A 22768-nucleotide genomic window follows, 5' to 3' on the forward strand; every position below is an offset into this window, starting at 1 on the left:
CGTGACTGGCTCGACCCCTCCCAGGAAGCGCCGCTTCCGTCTGACGGGAGCGGACCAGGGGCCGTCCGACGGCCCGCTCGGCGCGCGTGACGACGAGCGGGGCTCATCCGGCATGGGAGCCTCGCTCGAACCGGTGGCCGACCGGGGTGACCTCCCGGCGTCGGCCCAGGTGCCCGCGCCCGTCGCCAGGCGGCGGGCCGCGGTCATCCGGGACAAGGCCTGGGACATGGCCCGGGAAGGCGCCCGTAAGGGCGGCAGCCGCGCCAAGGCGGGCCTTGGGTACCTCGCGGACCGGATCATCGAGATCGCCCCGCGGATTCCCGTACGTGACCTCGCCACGCTGCGCAGACAGTTCCCCGGCCTCGGGCCCGAGGAGCTCGCGGACAAGCTCGTGGCGGGCGCGGCCTACGGGACCTCGACCGTCGGGGCCGGGATCGGGGCCGCGGCGATGCTGCCGGTGCCGCCTGCCATGCCGACCGAGCTGGCCGCGGAGATCACCGGGGTCGCGGCGATCGAGCTGAAGCTGATCGCCGAGCTGCACGAGGTCTACGGCGTACGGCCGCCGGGCAACCTCAAGGACCGGAGCACCGCGTATCTGTCCTCCTGGTCGGGGGAGCGCGGGATCCGGATGCTGAAGCCGTCGACGTACGACCGCGCCCTCGGCGGCCAGATGAAGCGCGAGCTGCGCCAGCAGATCATGAAGCGGATGGTGCGTGACCTGCCCACTCTGATGCCGTTCATGGTCGGCGCGGCGGTCGGGGCGGTCATGAACCGCCGGGACACCAGGAGACTCGCGGCACGGATCCGTGCGGACCTGCGCAAGGTCCAGGTCCCGTGGGACGCCCTGGCCGAACTGCCCCCGCTGGAGGCGCCGGAGCATCCGCTGACGATGGGGGACATCACCAAGGAACTGGGGCGCTGAGCCCCCTGTCCCGCCGTCGGGCGCCCTGCCCCGCCACCTCCTGCCACACGTCCCCGTAGGACGGCCTACGCCGTCGTCCCCCCGCGTGCCGCCTCGATGGCCGCCGCCAGGCGTTCCGGGTCCCGTGTGGACAGGTACAGGTACGGCGTCGGGTCGTCCGGGTCCGTGACCTCGACCCGCAGGGCCCTGGGGATGTAGGCGCGCAGGAGGAGGAAGGCGCGGGTGTCGGCCTTGTACGTGCGCCAGGCGCGGGCCTCCTCCGGGTCCAGGATCTCCGACTTGCCGAGGGCCGACACCGGGATCTTGGCCTCGCCGGCGATCAGGGAGTCGCCCACGACGCGGATGCGGAGCGAGCCGTACGCGCTGGCGACGACCGCGGCCGCCGCCGTGCCACCCACCAGGCCGCCCAGCGCCGGCAACGGGCCGAAGGGGAGCAGGATCAGGGCGAACGAGACCCCGGTCAGGAAGCTGATCAGCCACCAGGAGCGGGGGGCGGTGAGGCGTTCTTCGTAGGGGCTGGCGGAGAGCTGCATGGAGCCAAGCTTGGCACGGTGTCCGGGCACCGCCGACGCGCGGGTAAGGTCTGCGGCTGTGAGTGGTAGTTCCGCAGGTCTCAAGCCTCCCGCCGATGCCGTGAAGCCGGTGCGGCACCCCGATGCCCCCGCGCCCGGTGAGGCGCTCGGTGCGCACTACGAACAGTGTTTCGGCTGTGGCCACGAGCAGTCGCACGGGCTGCATCTGGAGGCGCGGGCCGGCGAGGGTGTGTCCCTCACGGCCGAGTTCACCGTGCAGCCCGCCCACCAGGGCGCACCCGGCCTCGCGCACGGCGGGGTGCTCGCCACCGCCCTCGACGAGACGCTCGGGTCGCTCAACTGGCTGCTGCGGACCATCGCCGTCACCGGCCGGCTGGAGACGGACTTCGTGCGGCCCGTGCCGGTGGGGACGGCGCTGCATCTGGAGGCCGAGGTGACCGCCGTCGCCGGGCGGAAGATCTACTCCAGGGCCACCGGCCGGATCGGCGGCCCCGACGGGCCCGTCGCCGTCCGCGCCGACGCCCTCTTCATCGAGGTCGAGGTCGATCACTTCGTCAAGAACGGCCGCAAGGAAGAGATCCAGGCGGCCATGAGCGACCCGGACCAGGTCCGGCGCGCTCGTGCCTTCGAGGTGAACCCGTGAGCCGTGAGCCCCTGAACGTGCTGATCCGCCGCGTCGACCCGGACGTACCGCTTCCGGCGTACGAGCACCCCGGTGACGCGGGAGCCGATCTGCGGACGACTCAGGGCTGCGATTTGAAGCCGGGGGAGCGGGCCGTCCTGCCCACGGGAGTGTCTGTCGCCCTCCCTGAGGGGTACGCGGCGTTCGTGCACCCTCGATCCGGTCTCGCAGCCCGCTGCGGTGTCGCCCTCGTGAATGCCCCGGGGACGGTTGATGCCGGGTACCGTGGGGAGATCAAGGTGATCGTGGTGAATCTCGACCCGCGCGAGTGCGTGCGGTTCGAGCGCTTCGACCGGATTGCCCAACTGGTCGTCCAGCAGGTCGAGAGGGTCCGCTTCCAGGAGGTCGCGGAGCTTCCCGGTTCTGCACGGGCCGAGGGGGGCTTCGGGTCCACCGGCGGTCATGCCGCGGTGGGCGACGTGAGCGGCACAAACGGTCAGGCCGCCGTAGGCGGTCAGACGGGTGGGAATCGATACGCTTCGGTCGTATCCGACCGGGAAGGACAGTGACGTGTTCGGACGTCGCAAGAAGAAGGGTGCCGCCGAGGACGCGGCCGGCGAGGCCGAGCAGGTCGTCGACAGCGTCGACACCGAGGCGGACAAGGAAGAGGGCGAGCGCGAGCGCGTACGCCTTGAGCCGGAGCCCCGGCCCGACGGGCCGTGGGACGACTCCGAGGTGCGCGAGCCGGGCGAGGGCCGGGTGGACCTCGGCGGTCTGCTCGTGCCCGGTGTCGACGGCATGGAGCTGCGCGTCGAGGTCGCGGGCGACGCGATCGTCGCGGCGACGGTCGTGCTGCGCGACAGCGCCGTCCAGCTGCAGGCCTTCGCCGCGCCCAAGCGCGAGGGCATCTGGGGCGAGGTGCGCGAGGAGATCGCGACCGGCATCACCCAGCAGGGCGGCATCGTGGACGAGGTCGAGGGTCCGCTGGGCTGGGAGCTGCGCGCCCAGGTGCCGGTGCAGCTGCCGGACGGCACGGGTGGCTTCCAGGTCGTGCGGTTCGTGGGCGTGGACGGCCCGCGCTGGTTCCTGCGCGGTGTGATCTCCGGCCAGGGCGCGGTGCAGCCGCAGGCGGCCGGTCTGCTCGAGCAGATCTTCCGGGACACGGTCGTGGTCCGCGGCGAGGGCCCGATGGCGCCCCGCGACCCGATCGTCCTCAAGCTGCCCAACGACGCCCAGATGGTCCCCGAAGGCGTCCAGCAGGAGGAGTCCTCGCGCTTCTCCGGCGGCATGGGCCAACTGCAGCGCGGCCCGGAGATCACCGAGGTCCGCTAGACGCTGCGCGCGGCTGAGCGGTTCAAGGGCCGTACCCCGATGCCGGGTGCGGCCCTTTCGCGCGCCGTCGTCGAACTCCCGTCGGCCCGGCGGCCGGCGACGCGAGTGTGACGACAGGGCCTGGGCGGTGCGCTCGGCTGGGCGGTTCAGGGCCGTCTCGCGGTGTGGGGGTGCGGTCTTTTCGCGTGGGTGACGCGTTGACGGGCGAACGGGCTGTACCGGCGGCCCCCGAAGGTGTTCAGCGGGGGGAGTCCTTGCGCTTCTCCGGCGGTATGGGCCGGCTGCAGCGCGGCCCGGCGACGCTGAAGTCCGCTGGGCGCTGCGCGCGGCTGAGCGGTTCAAGGGCCGTACCCCGATGCCGGGTGCGGCCCTTTCGCGTGCCGTCGTCACACTCCCGTCGGCCCCGCGACGCCCCGCACGCACGCCCGGGCTCTTCGAGCAGGGGACTCTCCCTTGCCGCCCGCCGGGCCCGCCCCGCGGGTGGCAGGACCTGGGCGGGGCGCTCGGCCGGGCGGTCCAAGGGTCGTACCCGATGTCGGGTGCGGGCCTTTCGTATGCGTGACCCCTTGACGCGTGAATGGTCTGTACCTACGGTCTCCGGCCAACGCCTCTGTTCATAAAGGCGCTCCGCGTTCATATATGAGAACGGAGTCACCGTGCGCCGAACCGCACTGCCCGCAGTCGTGGCCTCCCTGCTGCTGGGCGCCTTGGCGGCACCCGCCGCCCACTCCGCCCCCACCGCCTTCGTCCATCCCGGAGTCACCGTCTCCAAGGGCCAGTTGGACTTCGCCCGCGACAAGGTCCTGGCCGGTGCCCAGCCCTGGAAGGGCGCCTACGACCGGATGCTGGCCAGCAAGTACGCCGACCTGAACCGCACCCCGAAGCCCCGTGCCACCGTGGAGTGCGGCTCCTACTCCAACCCCGACTACGGCTGCACCGACGAGCGCGAGGACGCGATCGCCGCGTACACCGACGCCCTCGCCTGGTACATCACCCGGGACACCCGCTACGCCCAGAAGGCCATCCAGATCATGGACGCCTGGTCGAGCACGATCACCAGTCACACCAACAGCAACGCGCCCCTGCAGACCGGCTGGGCGGGCTCCTCCTGGCCCAAGGCCGCCGAGATCATCAAGTACACGTACACGGGCGGCTGGGCCAACCAGGGCCGCTTCGCGACCATGCTCCGCAACGTCTACCTCCCGGTCGTCATCAAGGGCTCCAACTCCAACGGCAACTGGGAGCTGTCGATGATGGAGGCCGCCGTCGGCATCTCCGTCTTCCTGGACGACAAGACGTCGTACGACACGGCCATGGCGAAGTTCCGCACCCGCGCGGCCGCCTACGTCTATCTGTCCTCCGACGGCTCCGTGCCGAAGACCGTGCCCAGCCAGCACCTCGACACCACCGCCAAGATCGTCGCCTACTGGCAGGGCCAGTCCACCTTCGTCACCGGGCTCACCCAGGAGACCTGCCGGGACTTCGTGCACACCGGCTACGGCATCTCCGCGATCTCGCACATCGCCGAGACCAGCCGGATCCAGGGCCAGGACCTGTACGGCACCGACGTCGGCGAGCGGCTGCGGCAGGCGCTCGGATTCCAGTCCAAGTACCAGCTGGGCGCGGCCGCCCCGAGCTGGCTGTGCGGCGGGTCGCTCAAGCTCGGGCTCGGGCCGGTCACCGAGGTCGGCTACAACGCCTTGCACAACCGTCTCGGCATCGCCATGACCAACACCCAGGCGCTGACCCTGAACAACCGCCCGGCGGGCAGCAACAACCTCTTCGTCGCCTGGGAGACCCTCACCCACGGCGACAACCCCGGCTGACGAACCCGTTGAACGGCCGGGCGTCCGGCGGCGATACTGGCGCCCGGTCCACGGGGGAGGCGACATGAGCCAGGTGGTCACCGAGACCATGGTGCGCGTCGAGAACGTCCACAGGTCCTACGGCCACGGAGCCGCTGCCGTGCACGCCCTGCGCGGTGTCTCCTTCGAGGTCCCGCGCGGCGAGCTCGTCGCCCTCAAGGGGCGCTCGGGATCCGGCAAGACCACGCTCCTGAACATCGTCGGCGGGCTCGACACGCCCGACCGGGGGCGGGTCACCGTCGACGGGCGGGACCTTGCGGAGCTCGGCGAGAGCGGGCTGCTGGCGCTGCGCCGCGACCGGATCGGCTTCGTCTTCCAGTCCTTCGGGCTCATTCCCATCCTCACGGCCGCCGAGAACGTCGGCGTGCCGATGCGGCTGCGCAGGGCCGACCCGCGCGAGCGCGAGGAACGTGTCGAGCTGCTGCTCTCCCTCGTCGGCCTGGCCGACCACGCGGCCCAGCGGCCCGGCGAGCTGTCCGGCGGCCAGCAGCAGCGCGTCGCCATCGCCCGCGCCCTCGCCAACCGCCCCGCGCTCCTCGTCGCCGACGAGCCGACCGGCCAGCTGGACGCCGACACCGGTCACGCCGTGATGGAGCTGTTGCGGGCCGTCGTACACAGCGAGCGGGTCACGGCGCTGGTCGCCACGCACGACGCGACCCTGCTCGACCTGGCCGACCGGGTGCTGGAACTGGGCGACGGCGAGATCGTCGAGTACTGAGCACGCGGTCGAGCGCTGAGCGCACAGGACATCAGGGCGGCAGATCGGGGGAGCACGTCGGGGCAGCCCGTCAGGGTTGCGTCAAAGATGCCCGCTGCCGGACCCCGTGCCCCATTGGCCGGGATTGTTGGCCGTAAGGTCGACGCTGCGTATGCGGCAGTAACCGGAAGACAATGGGGCCATGGCACGCGGCAAGCTTCGGATCTACCTCGGTGCGGCACCGGGCGTGGGCAAGACCTACGCGATGGTGTCCGAGGCGCACCGGCGTGTGGAGCGGGGCACCGACTGCGTGGTGGCCTTCGTGGAGCACTACGGCCGGCCGCGCACCGAGGTGATGCTGCACGGCCTGGAGCAGGTCCCGCGCAGGGAGCTGGAGTACCGCGGCGCCGTCTTCACCGAGATGGACGTCGACGCCGTCCTCCGTCGCGCGCCCGCCATCGCCCTGGTGGACGAACTCGCCCACACCAACATCCCGGGCTCGCGCAACGCCAAGCGCTGGCAGGACGTCGAGGAGCTGCTCGCCGCCGGCATCGACGTGATCTCGACCGTCAACATCCAGCACCTGGAGTCGCTCGGCGACGTCGTCGAGTCCATCACGGGTGTACGGCAGCGGGAGACCGTGCCGGACGAGGTCGTACGGCGGGCGGACCAGATCGAGCTTGTCGACATGTCGCCGCAGGCGCTGCGGCGACGGATGGCGCACGGCAACATCTACCAGCCCGACAAGGTCGACGCGGCCCTGTCCAACTACTTCCGGCCGGGCAATCTGACCGCGCTGCGCGAGCTGGCGCTGCTGTGGGTGGCCGACCGGGTCGACGAGTACCTCAAGCAGTACCGCAGCGAGCACCGGGTCTCGGCGATCTGGGGTTCCCGGGAGCGGATCGTCGTCGGCCTGACCGGAGGCCCCGAGGGGCGCACGCTGATCCGCCGGGCCGCCCGTCTCGCCGAGAAGGGCGCCGGAGGCGAGGTGCTCGCCGTCTACATAGCCCGTAGTGACGGCCTGACCTCGGCCTCCCCGAAGGAGCTCGCCGTCCAGCGCACGCTGGTCGAGGACCTCGGTGGCACCTTCCACCACGTCGTCGGCGACGACATACCCATCGCCCTGCTCGACTTCGCGCGCGGGGTCAACGCCACCCAGATAGTCCTCGGCTCCTCGCGGCGCAAGGCGTGGCAGTACGTCTTCGGGCCCGGCGTCGGCGCCACGGTCGCCCGGGAGTCCGGGCCCGACCTCGACGTCCACATCGTCACGCACGGAGAGGTGGCCAAGGGCCGCGGACTGCCCGTGGCCCGGGGCGCGCGGCTCGGCCGCGCCCGGATCATCTGGGGCTGGGCCGTGGGACTTGCGGGCCCCGCCGTCCTGGCGGTGCTGCTGACCAACGTGAACCTCGGCCTCGCCAACAACATGCTGCTGTTCCTGACCCTCACGGTCGCGGCGGCCCTGCTCGGCGGGCTGCTGCCGGCCCTCGCCTCGGCGGCCTTCGGGTCACTGCTCCTGAACTACTTCTACACACCGCCGCTGCACCGGCTGACGATCGCCGACCCGAAGAACATCGTTGCCATCGTGATCTTCTTCGGGGTCGCGGTGTCGGTCGCCTCGGTGGTCGACCTCGCGGCCCGGCGCACCCACCAGGCGGCCCGGCTGCGCGCTGAGTCGGAGATCCTCTCCTTCCTGGCCGGCAATGTGCTGCGCGGCGAGACCAGCCTGGAGGAGGTGCTGGAGCGGGTCAGGGAGACCTTCGGGATGGAGTCGGCGGCCCTGCTGGAGCGGGTCGGCGAGACCGAGCCCTGGACCTGCGCAGGCCGTGCCGGATTCGGGCCCACGCTGGAGCGGCCGGAGGACGCCGACGTCGACATGCCGGTCGGGGACCACCTGGCACTCGCGCTGACGGGCCGGGTGCTGCCCGCCGAGGACCGCAGGGTGCTGGCGGCCTTCGCCGCGCAGGCCGCCGTCGTGCTGGACCGCAGGCGCCTCCAGGAGGAGGCCGACCGGGCCCGCGCGCTGGCCGAGGGCAACCGCATCCGCACGGCGCTGCTGGCCGCCGTCAGCCATGACCTCCGTACGCCCCTGGCCGGCATCAAGGCGGCCGTCTCCTCGCTGCGGTCCGACGACGTGGCCTGGTCCGAGGAGGACCAAGCGGAGCTCCTGGAGGGCATCGAGGAGGGCGCCGACCGGCTCGACCACCTGGTGGGCAACCTGCTGGACATGTCCCGGCTGCAGACCGGCACGGTCACCCCGATCATCCGCGAGATCGATCTCGACGAGGTGGTGCCGATGGCCCTGGGCGGCGTGCCCGAGGGCAGCGTGGACCTGGACATCCCCGAGAGCCTGGCGATGGTCGCCGTCGACGCCGGGTTGCTCGAACGCGCGGTGGCCAACCTGGTGGAGAACGCCGTCAAGTACAGCCCGTCGGACCGGCCCGTGCTCGTCTCCGGCAGCGCCATCGCCGACCGGGTCGAGGTGCGGGTCGTGGACCGGGGGCCGGGCGTCCCGGACGCGGCCAAGGAACGCATCTTCGAACCCTTCCAGCGCTACGGCGACGCCCCGCGCGGCGCCGGGGTCGGCCTCGGCCTGGCCGTCGCCCGCGGCTTCGCCGAGGCCATGGGCGGCACCCTCGACGCCGAGGACACGCCCGGCGGCGGTCTCACCATGGTCCTGAGCCTGCGCGCGGCAGGATCGCGTGCCGGACAGCTCACCCCCGTACCACCGGAAAGGCAGGTCACATGACCCGGGTGCTCGTGGTCGACGACGAGCCGCAGATCGTGCGCGCCCTCGTGATCAATCTCAAGGCACGCAAGTACGAGGTGGACGCGGCCGCCGACGGCCGTACCGCCCTCGAACTCGCCGCCTCCCGCCACCCCGACGCGGTGGTCCTGGACCTGGGCCTGCCCGACATGGACGGCGTCGAGGTGATCAAGGGCCTGCGCGGCTGGACCCGGGTGCCGATCCTGGTCCTGTCGGCCCGGCACACCTCGGACGAGAAGGTCGAGGCGCTCGACGCCGGCGCCGACGACTACGTGACCAAGCCCTTCGGCATGGACGAGCTGCTCGCCCGGCTGCGGGCCGCCGTGCGCCGGGCCGAGCCGGTCGCCGGGGGCGGCGAGGACGACGTGCTGGTGGAGACCGAGGGGTTCACGGTCGACCTGGCCGCAAAGAAGGTCAACCGGGCCGGGAAGGACGTACGGCTGACTCCGACCGAGTGGCATCTGCTGGAGGTGCTGGTGCACCACACCGGCCGCCTGGTCAGCCAGAAGCAGCTGCTGCAGGAGGTGTGGGGGCCGTCGTACGGGACCGAGTCGAACTATCTGCGCGTGTACATGGCCCAGCTGCGCCGCAAGCTGGAGGCGGACCCCTCGCACCCCAAGCACTTCATCACGGAGCCGGGGATGGGCTATCGGTTCGAGAGGTGAGCCGGGGCGGCGCGGGTTCGGGGCGTGGGGCCGCGGGTACGTGGCCGTCAGTGCTCCCCGGTACGCTTCAGATATGAGTGCTGTTCCTCGTTCCGAAAAGCCGGTGGGCCGGTTCCGGCGCATGCTCGACCGGCTTTCCTCCTCCCAGGAGGACCTGGAGTCCGAGGAGCTGCGGGAGGACGCCGACATCGCGGGCTGTATCCGGATCGGCGACTGCCACGACCGGCAGATCGTCACGGTTACTGGTACCTTGCGCACGGTCACCCTGCGGCCGCGCGCCGGAGTGCCGGCCCTGGAGGCCGAGCTGTTCGACGGCTCCGCCGCCCTGGACGTGGTGTGGCTCGGCAGGCGCTCCATCGTGGGGATAGAACCGGGGCGCAAGCTGATCGCGTCGGGCCGGATCTCGATGAGCCGGGGCCGCCGCGTGCTGTTCAACCCCAAGTACGAACTGAGACCCCTCGGACGGGAGTAGCCCGTGACGTCACTCGACAAGCCGACCGAAGACACCACTCAGCAGGACGAAGCCAGGGCGGTCACCGAGGCCGCGCTGTTCGAGGCGTTCGGCGGTGTCCGGGGCATGGTCGAGACGGTCCTGCCCGGCCTTCTCTTCGTCACGATCTTCACGATCAACAAGGACCTGCACTGGTCCGCGATCGCCGCGCTGGCCGTGTCGCTCGTCCTGGTCGTGGTCCGGCTGGCGATGAAGGACACCGTCAAGCACGCCTTCAGCGGTGTCTTCGGCGTCGCCTTCGGTGTGGTCTTCGCGATGTTCACCGGCAACGCCAAGGACTTCTACCTCCCCGGCATGCTCTACACGCTGGGCCTGGCGCTGGCGTACATCATCACGACCCTCGCGGGCGTCCCCCTGATCGGGCTGATCCTCGGCCCGGTCTTCAAGGAGAACCTCTCCTGGCGCACCCGCAACCCCGGCCGCAAGAAAGCCTACGCCAAGGCGAGTTGGGCCTGGGGCCTGATCCTGCTCGCCAAGTGCGCGATCCTCTTCCCGCTCTACTGGTGGGCGAACACCGCTCAGCTCGGCTGGGTCCTGGTCGCCCTCAAGATCCCGCCCTTCCTGCTCGCGGTCTGGCTGACCTGGGTCTTCCTGGCGAAGGCGCCCGCGCCGATCGACGTCTTCGCGGAGATGGAGGCGGAGGAGAAGGCCGAGGAGGAGCGCAGGGCGGCACTGGCGGCGGAGCGGGGCGAGACCACGGGCGGACGGCACCGCCGGGACGGGTAGTTCCGCGCACTTCGCCCACCCCACGGAGTTCACGTACTTCGCATACGACGATGGGGGCGCCCGGAGATCGATCTCCGGGCGCCCCCATCGTCGTAACCCTCGAACGTCAGCCGTTGTCCCGCCGGACCGACAGCAGGTCCTCCAGCTGCTCCTCCCGGGCCTGTGCGGCCACGAAGAGGAGTTCGTCGCCCGCTTCCAGGGAGTCGTCCCTGGAGGGGGTGAGGACGCGGGTGCCGCGGATGATCGTGACCAGGGACGTGTCCTCGGGCCACTCGACGTCGCCGACCTGCGTGCCGGCCAGGGCCGACTCCTCCGGGAGGGTCAGTTCGACGAGGTTGGCGTCGCCGTGGCTGAAGCGCAGCAGCCGGACCAGATCGCCGACGCTCACCGCCTCCTCGACCAGGGCGGACATCAGACGCGGCGTGGAGACGGCGACATCGACGCCCCAGGCTTCGTTGAACAGCCACTCGTTCTTGGGGTTGTTCACCCGGGCCACGACACGCGGGACGCCGTACTCCGTCTTCGCGAGCAGGGAGACGACCAGGTTGACCTTGTCGTCGCCGGTCGCGGCGATCACCACGTTGCAGCGCTGGAGCGCCGCCTCGTCCAGGGATGTGATCTCACAGGCGTCGGCCAGCAGCCACTCCGCCTGCGGGACGCGCTCGACCGAGATGGCGGTCGGCGCCTTGTCGATGAGCAGGACCTCGTGGCCGTTCTCCAGCAGTTCGCCGGCGATCGAACGGCCGACCGCGCCGGCACCGGCAATGGCGACCCTCATCAGTGACCGCCCTCCTCTTCGGGACCCCCGGCGAACGCCGCCTCGACCTTCTCGACGTCGTCCGTCCGCATCATCACGTGGACGAGGTCGCCCTCCTGCAGCACCGCCTGCGAGGTGGGCAGGATCGCCTCGCCGAGGCGGGTCAGGAACGCCACGCGGACGCCCGTCTCCTCCTGCAGCTTGCTGATCTTGTGGCCGACCCACTTCGCGGAGGCGTGCACCTCGGCGAGCTGGACGCCGCCGGTGGGGTCGCGCCACAGCGGCTCCGCCCCGGAGGGCAGCAGCCGACGCAGCATCTGGTCGGCGGTCCAGCGGACCGTCGCCACGGTGGGGATGCCCAGGCGCTGGTAGACCTCCGCGCGGCGGGGGTCGTAGATACGGGCCGCGACGTTCTCCACGCCGAACATCTCGCGGGCCACGCGCGCGGAGATGATGTTCGAGTTGTCTCCGCTGGAGACGGCGGCGAAGGCGCCCGCCTCCTCGATGCCGGCCTCGCGCAGCGTGTCCTGGTCGAAGCCGACGCCGGTGACCCGGCGCCCGCCGAATCCGGGGCCCAGCCGACGGAAGGCGGTGGGGTCCTGGTCGATCACGGCGACCGTGTGGCCCCGCTGTTCCAGGGTCTGGGCAAGAGCGGAGCCCACTCTTCCGCAGCCCATGATGACGATGTGCACGGTCTTACCCCGCACTCCTCAGGCCGCTGACTTGCGTGAACGCAGTGCTCATATCCTTCTCTCGGCTCGCCGGGGCAACGGGTCGGGGGACCTGTTTCACGGTCCACCGGGCAACATCATGCCGGGGAATCGCCCATGTGATCCCCCGCGGGTACGGATCGCTGCCCGTGTGTGCCCAAGTCCACCGTAACGGCACGGACCGACAGCCCGGCTCGTGCCTCCAGGGAGCCTGGACCGCGCGGGTGAAGGCCCGGCCGACGTGCCCGGTTCGCGGAACCGGGTCCGGGTTCAGAACCGCGACTCGGCCGCGTACCCGGACGACCGCCTGACCGCCCGGCGGCGAGTGATGCTGCGCACGCTGCACAGGGTGAGGATTCCGAGGCCGACGATGGCGGACGCGGCACCGATGAGCTCTGCGGTCGCGGGCATGGGACCTCCGGGGTCGGCGACAGGCGGCGTCTGTCATATAGACACGATGATCGCGCCGACCGCGGAATCCGCAGTTCCAGTCGTGGCTGTTTTCACTCTTGAGGCAGATCGGTGGACGCGCTGAGGCAGATCGGTGGACGCGGGTGGGCGACAGCCAGTTCGAAGGCTTAGCATTCTCTGTCGTGTCCAAACTGACCGACGTGCCCAAACGGATCCTGATCGGGCGCGCCCTGCGCAGCGACCGGCTGGGCGAAACGCTCCTGCCGAAGCGCATCGCACTCCCCGTCTTCGCCTCCGACCCGCTGTCCTCCGTGGCCTACGCCCCGGGGGAGGTGCTGCTGGTCCTGTCCATCGCGGGCGTGTCGGCGTACCACTTCAGCCCCTGGATCGCGGTCGCGGTCGTCGTGCTGATGTTCACCGTGGTCGCCTCGTACCGGCAGAACGTCCACGCCTACCCGAGCGGCGGCGGCGACTACGAGGTGGCCACCACCAACCTCGGGCCCAAGGCGGGCCTCACCGTCGCCAGCGCGCTGCTCGTCGACTACGTCCTCACCGTCGCCGTCTCCATCGCCTCCGGCATCGAGAACCTCGGCTCCGCGGTCCCCTTCGTCGTCGAGCACAAGGTGCTCTGCGCGAGCGCGGTGATCGTGCTGCTGACGCTGATGAACCTGCGCGGGGTGAAGGAGTCGGGCAAGCTCTTCGCGATCCCGACGTACGTGTTCGTCGGCGGCGTCTTCGTCATGATCACGTGGGGCGCCTTCCGCGGCCTGGTCCTCGGCGACACCATGCGCGCGCCGACCGCCGACTACCACATCAAGGCGGAACACCAGGGTCTGGCGGGATTCGCCCTCGTCTTCCTGCTGCTGCGCGCCTTCTCCTCCGGCTGTGCCGCGCTCACCGGCGTCGAAGCGATCTCCAACGGCGTCCCCGCCTTCCGCAAGCCCAAGTCCAAGAACGCGGCGACCACGCTCGCGATGATGGGCCTGCTGGCCGTCACCATGTTCTGCGGCATCATCGCCCTCGCCATGTCGACCAAGGTCCGCATGGCCGAGAACCCGGGCAGCGACCTGATCCACAACGGCGTCCCGATCGGTCCGGGCTATGTCCAGAACCCGGTGATCTCCCAGGTCGCCGAGGCCGTGTTCGGCAAGGGCAGCTTCCTGTTCATCCTGCTCGCGGCCGCCACCGCCCTGGTGCTGTTCCTGGCGGCGAACACCGCGTACAACGGCTTCCCGCTGCTCGGCTCGATCCTCGCCCAGGACCGCTACCTGCCCCGCCAGCTGCACACCCGAGGCGACCGCCTCGCCTTCTCCAACGGCATCGTGCTGCTCGCGGGCGCGGCGGCCCTGCTGGTCGTGATCTACGGCGCCGACTCGACCCGGCTGATCCAGCTGTACATCGTCGGCGTGTTCGTGTCCTTCACGCTCAGCCAGACCGGCATGGTCCGGCACTGGAACCGCCACCTCGCCACCGAGAAGGACCAGGCCAAGCGCCGCCACATGGTCCGCTCCCGGGCGATCAACGCCTTCGGCGCCTTCTTCACCGGCCTGGTCCTGGTCGTCGTCCTCGTCACCAAGTTCACGCACGGTGCCTGGGTGGCCCTGCTGGGCATGGTCATCTTCTACGCGACGATGACCGCGATCCGCCGCCACTACGACCGTGTGTCCGAGGAGATCGCCGCCCCCGAGGGCCCGAGCGACGACAGCGTGCGGCCCTCCCGGGTCCACTCCGTCGTCCTCATCTCCAAGATCCACCGCCCCACCCTGCGCGCCCTGGCCTACGCCAAGCTGATGCGCTCCGACACCCTGGAGGCACTCACCGTCAACGTCGACCCGGCGGAGACGAAGGCGCTGCGCGAGGAGTGGGAGCGGCGCGGCATCGACGTGCCCCTGAAGGTGCTCGACTCGCCGTACCGCGAGATCACGCGCCCGATCATCGAGTACGTCAAGAGCCTGCGCGCGGAGTCCCCGCGCGACGCGGTCTCGGTGATCATCCCGGAGTATGTGGTCGGCCACTGGTACGAGCACCTGCTGCACAACCAGAGCGCCCTGCGGCTCAAGGGCCGTCTGCTGTTCACCGCGGGCGTCATGGTCACCTCGGTGCCGTACCAGCTGGAGTCCTCCGAGGCGGCCAAGGTTCGTGCCCGTAAGCGGCAGGAGTGGAACGCGCCGGGTGCGGTGCGACGCGGTCCCGCCCAGCAGCGGCCGAAGGAGCCGACCGCCGGGAACTGAGCGGTGCGGGTGACGACGTAGACTGGTGGGCTGTTGTACCGCCCCTCGATCTGGAGTCACCCCGCCATGCAGGCAGAACCGAAGAAGTCGCTGGTGGGCGAGGAGTACGAGGTCGAGGTCGGCGCCGTCGCCCACGGCGGCCACTGCATCGCCCGTACGTCCGAGGGCCAGGTGCTGTTCGTCCGGCACGCGCTGCCGGGCGAGCGGGTCGTGGCCCGGGTGACGGAGGGCGAGGAGGGTGCCCGGTATCTGCGGGCGGACGCGGTCGAGGTGCTGGAGGCCTCCAAGGACCGTATCGAGGCCCCCTGCCCCTACGCCGGTCCCGGCAGCTGCGGCGGCTGCGACTGGCAGCACGCCAAGCCCGGCGCCCAGCGCCGCCTCAAGGGCGAGGTCATCGCCGAGCAGCTGCAGCGGCTCGCGGGCCTCACGCCCGAGGAGGCGGGCTGGGACGGCACGGTGATGCCCGCCGAGGGCGACAAGCTGCCGGCGGGCGAGGTGCCCCAGTGGCGCACCCGCGTCCAGTACGCCGTCGACGCCGAGGGCCACGCCGGCCTGCGCCGCCACCGCTCGCACGAGGTGGAGCGCATCGACCACTGCATGATCGCGGCGGCCGGTGTCACCGAGCTGGGCATCGAGAAGCGCGACTGGTCCGGCATGGAGTCGATCGAGGCGATCGCGGCGACCGGCTCGCAGGACCGCCAGGTGATCCTGACGCCGCGGCCCGGTGCCCGCCTCCCGATCGTCGAGCTGGACAAGCCGGTGTCGGTGATGCGCGTCGGCGAGAAGGACGGCGGCGTGCACCGCGTCCACGGCCGCCCCTTCGTCCGTGAGCGCGCGGACGGCCGCACCCACCGCGTCGGCAGCGGCGGCTTCTGGCAGGTCCACCCGAAGGCGGCGGACACCCTGGTGACGGCGGTCATGCAGGGCCTGCTCCCGCGCAAGGGCGAGATGGCCCTGGACCTCTACTGCGGTGTCGGCCTTTTCGCCGGCGCCCTCGCGGACCGCCTCGGCGAGAAGGGCGCGGTCCTCGGCATCGAGTCCGGCAAGCGCGCCGTCGAGGACGCCCGCCACAACCTTGCCGACTTCCCCCGCGTCCGCATCGAACAGGGCAAGGTCGAGTCCGTCCTGCCCCGCACCGGCATCACCGAGGTCGACCTGATCGTCCTCGACCCCCCGCGCGCCGGCGCCGGCCGCCAGACGGTCGCCCACCTGACCTCACTGGGCGCCCGCCGCATCGCCTACGTGGCCTGCGACCCGGCGGCCCTGGCCCGGGACCTCGGCTACTTCCGCGAGGGCGGGTACCGGGTGCGGACGCTGCGGGCGTTCGATCTGTTTCCCATGACGCATCATGTGGAGTGCGTGGCGATTCTGGAGCCTGCTGAAAAGGGCCTCTGACCTGCGGTTTCTTCGAGTGTGCGGACCGTGAACCGGACCGACGGAGCAGATTTCAGCGGCTGGCCGCCAGGCCGAGGGCGATGTCGAGGATCATGTCCTCCTGGCCGCCGACCAGCCGGCGTCGGCCAGATTCCGTCAGGATGTCGCGGACGTCGACTCCGTACCGCTGCGCGGCGGTCTCGGCGTGCCGCAGGAAGCTGGAGTAGACACCGGCGTAGCCCAGTGTGAGAGTTTCGCGGTCGACTCGGACCGGGCGGTCCTGGAGGGGGCGGACGATGTCGTCGGCTGCATCCTGCAGCTTGAACAGGTCGCAGTTGTGCTTGAAGCCCGACAGGTTCGCAACGGCGATGAAGGCTTCGATGGGGCAGTTGCCCGCGCCCGCGCCGTGTCCGGCGAGGGAGGCGTCGACGCGGTAGACGCCGTTCTCGACGGCGACCACGGAGTTGGCGACGGAGAGCGAGAGGTTTTCGTGGGCGTGGATGCCGATCTCGGTCGCCGGTTCGAGGACGTCGCGGTAGGCGCGCACCCGGGCGGCGACGTCGTTCATCGTCAGCCGGCCGCCGGAGTCGGTGACGTAGACGCACTGGGCACCGTACGACTCCATCAACTTGGCCTGCTGCGCGAGCTGTTCGGGTTCGGCCATGTGGGAGAGCATCAGGAAGCCGGAGACATCCATGCCCAGCTCGCGGGCGGCGGCGATGTGCTGTGCGGAGACGTCGGCCTCGGTGCAGTGGGTGGCCACCCGCACCGAGCGGACGCCGAGGTCGTAGGCGCGCTTGAGTTCGTGGACGGTACCCACACCCGGCAGCAGCAGGGTGGTGAGACGGGCGGCTTTCAGGACCGAGGCGGCGGCCTCGATCCACTCCCAGTCGGTGTGTGAGCCCGGGCCGTAGTTGAGCGAGCTGCCGGCGAGGCCGTCGCCGTGGGCGACCTCGATCGCGTCGACACCGGCCTCCTCCAGGGCCACGACGATGCGCTGGACGTCGTCGGGCGTGATGCGGTGCAGTACGGCGTGCATGCCGTCGCGGAGGGTGACGTCCTGGACGAAGATCGGGGTGCTCACTGCGTGGCCTCCTTGGCGGCGGCGATCTTCTCGGCCATCTGCACGGCGGCCGAGGTCATGATGTCGAGGTTCCCGGCATACGCCGGGAGGTACATGCCCGCGCCCTCGACCTTGAGGAAGACCGACACCTGGTGGGTCGGCCGTGTGGTCGCGTCGTCGGCGAGCAGGGTCTCGACGGGCTGGTCGGCCGGGATCGCGGTGATCTGGACGTCCTGGACCATCCGGTAGCCCGGTACGTACGCCGAGACCTCGGCGACCATCTTGCGGACCGATTCGGTGATCTGGGCCTTCGCGGTCGCGCCGTCCTCGCCCTCGGGCAGGGTGACCAGGGCGAAGACCGTGTCACGCATCATCAGCGGCGGCTCGGCAGGGTTGAGGATGATGACCGCCTTGCCCCGCTCGGCGCCGCCGACCCGCACGATCGCCGACGAGGTGGTCTCGGTGAACTCGTCGATGTTGGCCCGGGTGCCGGGGCCGGCCGACTTGGCGGCGATCGAGGCGACGATCTCCGCGTACGCCACCGGGACGACCCGGCTGATCGAGGCCACGACCGGGATCGTGGCCTGGCCACCACAGGTGACCATGTTGACGTTCGGTGCGTCGAGGTGCTCCTCGAGATTGACCGCCGGGACGACGTACGGACCGATCGCGGCCGGCGTCAGGTCGATCATGCGGATGCCGAGCGGGCGCAGCTTCTCGTCGTTGGTCTTGTGCGCAGCGGCGGAGGTGGCGTCGAAGACGATGCCGATCTCGTCGATCTGCGGCGAATTCAGCAGCCCGTCCACGCCCTCGGATGTGGTCTCGAACCCGAGACGCGCGGCGCGCGCCAGGCCGTCGGAGGTTGGGTCGATGCCGACCATGACCCCCATCTCCAGGTGCTGCGCGGTACGCATGATCTTGATCATCAGGTCGGTGCCGATGTTGCCCGATCCGATGATGGCGACCTTGGTCTTGCTCATCGTCGTTCCTTAACGGGAGAAGGTGACCGACACCGTGCCGAGGCCGGTGACGGTGGCGTGGACGGCGGCGCCCGGCGTCACGGGACGCATCGGGCCGAGGGCCCCGGAGAGGACGACCTGGCCCGCGCGGAGCGGCTCGCCCAGTTCGTGGGCCTGGCGGGCGAGCCAGACGACGGCGCCGACCGGGTCGCCGAGGCATGCGGCGCCCTTGCCGGTGGAGACGGTCTCGCCGTCGACGGTCATGGCCATCTCGGCCGCGACGGGGTCGAACCCGGTGAGCGGGACGCGCTGCGCGCCGAGGACGTAGCCGCCGGCCGAGGCGTTGTCGGCGACCGTGTCCCCGAAGCTGATGTCCCAGTCGGCCACCCGGCTGCCGCAGATCTCGATCGCGGCCACGGCATGGTCGATGGCTTCGCGCACCTGGGCGTCGTCGAGCGGTCCCTCGGCCAGGTCGGCCCCCAGCACGAAGGCGATCTCGGCCTCGACCCGTGGCTGGAGGATGGCGTCGGCCGGCACGACCGAGCCGTCGGCGTACTCCATGTCGTCGAAGAGGAAGCCGAAGTCGGGCTGGTCGACGCCGAGCTGCTGCTGCACGGCCGCGGAGGTGAGGCCGATCTTCCGGCCGACGACCGTGGCACCGGCCTCGATCCGCTCGGCAATGAGCCGCTGCTGCACGGCGTACGCGGCCTCGATGTCGTCGCGGCCGATCAGATCGCGCACGGGGGCGGCGGGGGTGCCGGTGGCAGCGGCCTCACGGAGCCGGGCCGCGGCGGCGGCGATGCTGTCGGTGCCGACAGTGGGATGGTTCTGGGGCATGTCGTCCAATCTGCGGTACGGGCGCAGCGAGCTCCAGGACGGCGTTCCACTCAGCGGTACGCTCTTTTCCATGGAGGAGAGCGACACCGTCCTGGGCAAGGCACTGGGGATCCTGCGCGCGTTCGGCCCGGCCGATTCCGTGCTCCCGCTCGCCGAGCTGGTGCGGCGTACTGGTCTGGCGAAGGGCACCGTCCACCGCGTCGCCGGGGACCTGGTCCACCACCGGCTGCTCGACAAGACCGACCACGGCTACCGGCTCTCCGGCGGCCTCTTCGAGCTCGGCCTGCGCGCCGCCACCGAACGCACCCTGCTGGAGCTGGCGATGCCGTTTCTGCAGGATCTCTACGAACGCACCCACGAGACGGTGCACCTCGGCGTGCTCGAGGGGCATGAGGTCGTCTACGTCGCCAAGATCGGCGGACACCGTCAGGCCAAGGCGCCCTCCCGCACCGGTGGGCGGATGCCGGTGCACTGCACGGCGATCGGCAAGGTGCTGCTGGCCCATGCCGGGGAGGACGAGCGGACCGCCGTGCTGACCGCGCCGCTCGAACGCCGCACACCGCACACCGTGATCGCCCCGGGCCTGCTGCGCAGGCAGCTGGTGAAGGCGGTCGAGACTGGTGTCGCCTATGAACGCGAGGAGTCGACACCGGGCCTGCTCTGCGTCGCCGCGCCGGTCCTCACCCCCGACGGTCCGACAGCGGTCGCCGCCATCAGCGTGACCGGCCCGGTCGGACGATTCCGCCCCGAATCCCACGCGAACGCCGTACGCGCCGCGGCCACGGCCCTGGGTTCCACTCTCGCCCGCCGACGCCCCTGAACAAGGGACCGGCAGGCTCGCAGCGGTCCCGTGTCGCCCCTGCGCGAACAGCCCGCACGACGCGCTGAGGCCGGGCGCGACGCCTGTCGCGTCACACCCGGCCATGGTCAGGGGCGCGTGGGGTGGTCAGGCCGCCCGGTCCTCGGGCGTCGCCGAGGAGAGCGGCGGGTGCAGTTGGGGGCGATCTGCAGGCCGGCGCCGACCTCGCCGTACTCCGGGGCCTGTTCGAGGACGCGTACCCGCAGTCCCTGGCGGGACAGGGCAAGGCGGTGCCGAGTCGGCCGATTCCGCCGCCGACCACCGGGACGTCGGGCTGCCCGGCAGGGGTGGGTTCTCAGGGTGCCGGGCTGCTCTCGGCGGTCATGGAGCAGGGCGCGCACGCCTTCTTCGCCGCCATGCGCGAAGCACACCGCAACCCGCCCACGGAGGGCAGCCCCCGCGACCTGCTCCGCTGGTACATGCGCCGAACGGGCGACGTCATCGAGAACGGCGAGAGTTCCTTCGTCTGCTGTTCGTGCTGGTGATGAGCCGAGAGGCGGCAGAGGCCCCCGAGGCGCTGCAGACCGTGATCGCGGTCCGCGACGAGGGGCGTGCCTACATGGCGCACATGATCCGCTCGTCCTTCGTGAGCGCGGGTGAAGAGACCGCCGACAACATCGCGGAGACCCTCGCTCCCTTCGGAATGGCCGGCTACGACGGCGCGTTCGTCGCCCTCCATTCCGAAGGCGGCCAGTCCGTCTCGCTGTGGATGGACCAGCTCGCCGACTCCCTCGCCGCGCTCGGCGAGGCGATCGCCGCCGCCGGCTGACGAGGCCGGCTCTGCCGCAACGTGGTCGACTTCCTCGACACCGGCTACATGACGTGCGACGAGGGGAAGTTGCCGGTCACGCACAGGTGTGACGGCCCGCTGGGCCGGCCTGGCGGAGGCCGGGGACCTCACCGAGGCCGGCCGGGTGGTCGCGCTCTACCGGATCGTGCCCGCCCACGCCGACGGTGAAGACCCACGTCGGCAGCCTCCTGGCGAAGCTGTACGCCCGGGACCGCGCGCAGTTGGTCATCATCGTGTGTGAGAGTGGCCTCGCCGAGCGCGGCATGCCGACGTGACGGTGACGGCCGCCGGGCGGTGTGCGTCAGCCGGGCGGTGTGCGTCAGCCGGGCGGTGTGCGTCAGCCCGGGGGCGACCGCACGCGCTGCAAGCGCCACTCGGCAAGGCCCCACCAACCCCTGTTCGGCCCCGTCCGCCACCCTTAGTAGGGGGGCGGACGCCGACCATAGGGGGTGTGCGCTGTGGCCCCGTGCCGGACCGCACGGTTTGAATTGACGGTCCGAATACCCTGAGCCGCATGGATGGGTGACCCATGACCGTGACCGAGGAGACCGCCTCACTCGCCCCCATGACCCAGCCACCGTCGCGCCCCGACTCGCGGTCCCGGGTGGCCCTGCTCGAACTGGTCAAGCAGACGGTGCGTGAGGGCCCCGGTCCGCGTGCCACCGAGCAGCAGTGGGCCAAGGGCAAGCTGACCGTCCACGAGCGCCTCGAACTGCTCTTGGACAAGGGGAGCTTCCAGGAGATCGAGCCGCTGCGCCGGCACCGCGCCACCGGGTTCGGGCTGGAGGACAAGCGGCCCCACACGGACGGCGTGGTCACCGGCTGGGGCACGGTGGAGGGCCGCACGGTCTTCGTCTACGCCCATGACTTCCGCATCTTCGGCGGCTCCCTCGGCGAGGCGCACGCCTCGAAGATCCACAAGGTGATGGACCGGGCGCTGGCCGCGGGCGCGCCCCTGGTGGCGCTGAGCGACGGCGCCGGCGCTCGCATCCAGGAGGGCGTCACCGCGCTCGCCGGGTACGGCGGCATCTTCCGCCGCAACGTGGCCGCGTCCGGCGTCATCCCGCAGATCAGCGTGATGCTCGGCCCGTGCGCCGGCGGTGCCGCGTACTCGCCCGCCCTCACCGACTATGTGTTCATGGTCCGCGGCACCTCGCAGATGTACATCACCGGCCCGGACGTGGTGCAGGCCGTCACCGGCGAGCGGATCAGCCACGACCGGCTCGGCGGCGCCGATGTGCACGCCACCGTCTCCGGCGCCGCGCACTTCGCGTACGAGGACGAGGCCGAATGCCTCGCCGAGGTGCGCTATCTGCTGTCGATGCTGCCGCAGAACAACCGCGAACTGCCGCCCGCCGTACGGCCGGACGACTCCCCGACCCGCCGGGGCGAGGACCTGCTCGACCTGGTGCCGGGCGACCCCGGACGCTCGTACGACATGCGTCCCGTCATCGAGGAGATCGTCGACGACGGTGAGATCTTCGAGGTGCACGCGGGCTGGGCCACCAACATCATCTGTGCCCTGGCCCGGCTCGACGGCCATGTCGTCGGCATCGTGGCCAACCAGCCGGCCTCCTTCGCGGGCGCCCTGGACATCAATGCCAGTGACAAGGCGGCGAGGTTCGTCCAGTCCTGCGACGCCTTCAGCATCCCGCTGGTCACGCTCGTCGACGTCCCGGGCTTCCTGCCGGGCCGCGAGCAGGAGCACGGCGGCGTCATCCGCCACGGCGCCAAACTCCTCTACGCCTACTGCAACGCGACCGTCCCCCGTATATCGGTGATCCTGCGCAAGGCGTACGGCGGCGCGTACATCGTCATGGACAGCCAGTCCATCGGCGCCGACCTGACCTTCGCCTGGCCCACCAACGAGATCGCGGTGATGGGCGCGGAGGGCGCCGCGAACGTCGTCTTCCGCCGCGAGATCGCCGCCGCGCCGGACCCGGAGGCGGCACGCGCGCAGCGCGTCCAGCAGTACCAGGAGGAACTGATGCACCCCTACTACGCCGCCGAACGCGGCCTGGTGGACGACGTCATCGACCCCGCGGACACCCGGGCCGTCCTCATCCGCTCCCTGGCGATGCTCCACGCCAAGCACGCCACGATGCCGTCCCGCAAACACGGGAACCAGCCGGTATGAGCA

23 protein-coding genes and 1 pseudogene are annotated in these 22768 nt (G+C 71.0%); 17 read left to right on the forward strand and 7 right to left on the reverse strand.

From position 1 onward, the window contains the following. The first annotated feature begins 1 nt into the window (after window position 1). Window positions 2-922: a hypothetical protein gene (locus ACZ4EG_RS04820; protein WP_467789557.1), complete on the forward strand. Its 921-nt coding sequence runs from the start codon at window positions 2-4 to the stop codon at window positions 920-922. A gap of 65 nt (window positions 923-987) precedes the next feature. On the opposite strand, the gene ACZ4EG_RS04825 is transcribed toward ACZ4EG_RS04820, so the two are convergent. Beyond that, window positions 988-1455, reverse strand: coding sequence for a DUF3093 domain-containing protein (locus tag ACZ4EG_RS04825; RefSeq protein ID WP_467789558.1), 468 nt, complete (start codon window positions 1453-1455; stop codon window positions 988-990). A gap of 58 nt (window positions 1456-1513) precedes the next feature. On the opposite strand from ACZ4EG_RS04825, the gene ACZ4EG_RS04830 reads away from it, so the two are divergent. The 9 genes from ACZ4EG_RS04830 to ACZ4EG_RS04870 all read left to right on the forward strand — a co-directional run bounded on the left by ACZ4EG_RS04830 (window position 1514) and on the right by ACZ4EG_RS04870 (window position 10637). Further along, window positions 1514-2098 carry a PaaI family thioesterase gene (locus ACZ4EG_RS04830; protein WP_390707484.1) on the forward strand — a complete coding sequence of 195 codons (585 nt, stop codon included), beginning with the start codon at window positions 1514-1516 and terminating at the stop codon, window positions 2096-2098. Beyond that, window positions 2095-2646 (forward strand): dUTP diphosphatase, encoded by a 552-nt coding sequence (gene dut / locus ACZ4EG_RS04835; protein ID WP_453555451.1) that lies wholly within the window; start codon window positions 2095-2097, stop codon window positions 2644-2646. The genes ACZ4EG_RS04830 and dut overlap by 4 nt, the downstream gene beginning before the upstream one ends. Before the next feature lies 1 nt (window position 2647). Continuing rightward, entirely contained in the window at window positions 2648-3409 is a 762-nt protein-coding gene (locus tag ACZ4EG_RS04840) for a DUF3710 domain-containing protein (protein WP_467789559.1), read from the forward strand. 656 nt (window positions 3410-4065) lie between these two features. Beyond that, complete coding sequence (locus tag ACZ4EG_RS04845; protein ID WP_467789560.1) at window positions 4066-5235, forward strand: alginate lyase family protein; 1170 nt, start codon at window positions 4066-4068, stop codon at window positions 5233-5235. Window positions 5236-5299: 64 nt separating this feature from the next. Continuing rightward, entirely contained in the window at window positions 5300-5992 is a 693-nt protein-coding gene (locus ACZ4EG_RS04850; RefSeq protein WP_467789561.1) for an ABC transporter ATP-binding protein, read from the forward strand. Window positions 5993-6173: 181 nt separating this feature from the next. Continuing rightward, window positions 6174-8717 (forward strand): sensor histidine kinase, encoded by a 2544-nt coding sequence (locus tag ACZ4EG_RS04855; RefSeq protein WP_467789562.1) that lies wholly within the window; start codon window positions 6174-6176, stop codon window positions 8715-8717. Continuing rightward, a complete protein-coding gene (locus ACZ4EG_RS04860; protein WP_453555442.1) occupies window positions 8714-9400 on the forward strand; it encodes a response regulator in 687 nt (228 codons plus the stop codon). The genes ACZ4EG_RS04855 and ACZ4EG_RS04860 overlap by 4 nt, the downstream gene beginning before the upstream one ends. Before the next feature lie 73 nt (window positions 9401-9473). After that, entirely contained in the window at window positions 9474-9872 is a 399-nt protein-coding gene (locus ACZ4EG_RS04865) for an OB-fold nucleic acid binding domain-containing protein (RefSeq protein WP_263213508.1), read from the forward strand. A 3-nt stretch (window positions 9873-9875) separates the two neighbouring features. Beyond that, entirely contained in the window at window positions 9876-10637 is a 762-nt protein-coding gene (locus ACZ4EG_RS04870; protein WP_390707476.1) for a DUF3159 domain-containing protein, read from the forward strand. A 106-nt stretch (window positions 10638-10743) separates the two neighbouring features. Here the strand turns inward: ACZ4EG_RS04870 and ACZ4EG_RS04875 are convergent, their stop codons facing one another. The 3 genes from ACZ4EG_RS04875 to ACZ4EG_RS04885 form a co-directional block, all read right to left on the reverse strand. Beyond that, window positions 10744-11415, reverse strand: coding sequence for a potassium channel family protein (locus ACZ4EG_RS04875; RefSeq protein ID WP_453555440.1), 672 nt, complete (start codon window positions 11413-11415; stop codon window positions 10744-10746). After that, window positions 11415-12086 carry a potassium channel family protein gene (locus ACZ4EG_RS04880; protein WP_453555438.1) on the reverse strand — a complete coding sequence of 224 codons (672 nt, stop codon included), beginning with the start codon at window positions 12084-12086 and terminating at the stop codon, window positions 11415-11417. Before ACZ4EG_RS04880 ends, ACZ4EG_RS04875 begins: the two co-directional genes overlap by 1 nt. Window positions 12087-12374: 288 nt before the next feature. Then, complete coding sequence (locus ACZ4EG_RS04885) at window positions 12375-12515, reverse strand: hypothetical protein (protein WP_453555436.1); 141 nt, start codon at window positions 12513-12515, stop codon at window positions 12375-12377. Between the two features lie 182 nt (window positions 12516-12697). Here ACZ4EG_RS04885 and ACZ4EG_RS04890 point away from each other — a divergent pair, with 182 nt between their 5' ends. Further along, entirely contained in the window at window positions 12698-14746 is a 2049-nt protein-coding gene (locus ACZ4EG_RS04890) for an APC family permease (RefSeq protein WP_467789563.1), read from the forward strand. A gap of 66 nt (window positions 14747-14812) precedes the next feature. Next, the gene (locus ACZ4EG_RS04895) at window positions 14813-16141 is read left to right on the forward strand and encodes a class I SAM-dependent RNA methyltransferase (RefSeq protein ID WP_467789564.1); all 1329 of its coding nucleotides are present in this window, start codon (window positions 14813-14815) and stop codon (window positions 16139-16141) included. Window positions 16142-16193: 52 nt separating this feature from the next. On the opposite strand, the gene dmpG is transcribed toward ACZ4EG_RS04895, so the two are convergent. Genes dmpG through ACZ4EG_RS04910 form a run of 3 tightly spaced genes read right to left on the reverse strand, consistent with a single transcriptional unit; the run spans window position 16194 to window position 18979 of the window. Next, complete coding sequence (gene dmpG / locus ACZ4EG_RS04900; RefSeq protein WP_467789565.1) at window positions 16194-17204, reverse strand: 4-hydroxy-2-oxovalerate aldolase; 1011 nt, start codon at window positions 17202-17204, stop codon at window positions 16194-16196. Beyond that, window positions 17201-18163 carry an acetaldehyde dehydrogenase (acetylating) gene (locus ACZ4EG_RS04905; protein ID WP_467789566.1) on the reverse strand — a complete coding sequence of 321 codons (963 nt, stop codon included), beginning with the start codon at window positions 18161-18163 and terminating at the stop codon, window positions 17201-17203. Before ACZ4EG_RS04905 ends, dmpG begins: the two co-directional genes overlap by 4 nt. Before the next feature lie 9 nt (window positions 18164-18172). Beyond that, window positions 18173-18979 (reverse strand): 2-keto-4-pentenoate hydratase, encoded by an 807-nt coding sequence (locus tag ACZ4EG_RS04910; protein WP_467789567.1) that lies wholly within the window; start codon window positions 18977-18979, stop codon window positions 18173-18175. 70 nt (window positions 18980-19049) lie between these two features. Between ACZ4EG_RS04910 and ACZ4EG_RS04915 the strand changes: the two genes are divergently transcribed. The 5 genes and pseudogenes from ACZ4EG_RS04915 (at window position 19050) to ACZ4EG_RS04935 (ending at window position 22765) form a co-directional block, all read left to right on the forward strand. Then, complete coding sequence (locus ACZ4EG_RS04915; protein WP_467789568.1) at window positions 19050-19799, forward strand: IclR family transcriptional regulator; 750 nt, start codon at window positions 19050-19052, stop codon at window positions 19797-19799. 326 nt (window positions 19800-20125) lie between these two features. After that, on the forward strand, window positions 20126-20323 hold the full coding sequence (locus ACZ4EG_RS04920; protein ID WP_467789569.1) for a hypothetical protein: 198 nt from the start codon (window positions 20126-20128) through the stop codon (window positions 20321-20323). Continuing rightward, window positions 20314-20607: a hypothetical protein gene (locus ACZ4EG_RS04925; protein ID WP_467789570.1), complete on the forward strand. Its 294-nt coding sequence runs from the start codon at window positions 20314-20316 to the stop codon at window positions 20605-20607. Before ACZ4EG_RS04920 ends, ACZ4EG_RS04925 begins: the two co-directional genes overlap by 10 nt. Window positions 20608-20789: 182 nt before the next feature. Continuing rightward, window positions 20790-20903 (forward strand): annotated as a pseudogene (locus tag ACZ4EG_RS04930) (DNA-binding response regulator); the annotation flags it as partial. Between the two features lie 254 nt (window positions 20904-21157). Beyond that, entirely contained in the window at window positions 21158-22765 is a 1608-nt protein-coding gene (locus ACZ4EG_RS04935) for an acyl-CoA carboxylase subunit beta (RefSeq protein WP_467789571.1), read from the forward strand. Window positions 22766-22768 lie beyond the last annotated feature (3 nt).

This window comes from Streptomyces sp. NPDC025638 (assembly GCF_055558775.1).

What these genes read in the sequence shown, in the direction of transcription:
- ACZ4EG_RS04910 (WP_467789567.1), bottom strand. Translation starts at nt 18,979, where the DNA reads ATGCCCCAGAACCATCCCACTGTCGGCACCGACAGCATCGCCGCCGCC.
- ACZ4EG_RS04935 (WP_467789571.1), top strand. Translation starts at nt 21,158, where the DNA reads ATGACCGTGACCGAGGAGACCGCCTCACTCGCCCCCATGACCCAGCCA.
- ACZ4EG_RS04915 (WP_467789568.1), top strand. Translation starts at nt 19,050, where the DNA reads ATGGAGGAGAGCGACACCGTCCTGGGCAAGGCACTGGGGATCCTGCGC.
- ACZ4EG_RS04895 (WP_467789564.1), top strand. Translation starts at nt 14,813, where the DNA reads ATGCAGGCAGAACCGAAGAAGTCGCTGGTGGGCGAGGAGTACGAGGTC.
- ACZ4EG_RS04850 (WP_467789561.1), top strand. Translation starts at nt 5,300, where the DNA reads ATGAGCCAGGTGGTCACCGAGACCATGGTGCGCGTCGAGAACGTCCAC.
- ACZ4EG_RS04875 (WP_453555440.1), bottom strand. Translation starts at nt 11,415, where the DNA reads ATGAGGGTCGCCATTGCCGGTGCCGGCGCGGTCGGCCGTTCGATCGCC.
- ACZ4EG_RS04905 (WP_467789566.1), bottom strand. Translation starts at nt 18,163, where the DNA reads ATGAGCAAGACCAAGGTCGCCATCATCGGATCGGGCAACATCGGCACC.
- ACZ4EG_RS04855 (WP_467789562.1), top strand. Translation starts at nt 6,174, where the DNA reads ATGGCACGCGGCAAGCTTCGGATCTACCTCGGTGCGGCACCGGGCGTG.
- ACZ4EG_RS04865 (WP_263213508.1), top strand. Translation starts at nt 9,474, where the DNA reads ATGAGTGCTGTTCCTCGTTCCGAAAAGCCGGTGGGCCGGTTCCGGCGC.
- ACZ4EG_RS04825 (WP_467789558.1), bottom strand. Translation starts at nt 1,455, where the DNA reads ATGCAGCTCTCCGCCAGCCCCTACGAAGAACGCCTCACCGCCCCCCGC.
- ACZ4EG_RS04885 (WP_453555436.1), bottom strand. Translation starts at nt 12,515, where the DNA reads ATGCCCGCGACCGCAGAGCTCATCGGTGCCGCGTCCGCCATCGTCGGC.
- ACZ4EG_RS04860 (WP_453555442.1), top strand. Translation starts at nt 8,714, where the DNA reads ATGACCCGGGTGCTCGTGGTCGACGACGAGCCGCAGATCGTGCGCGCC.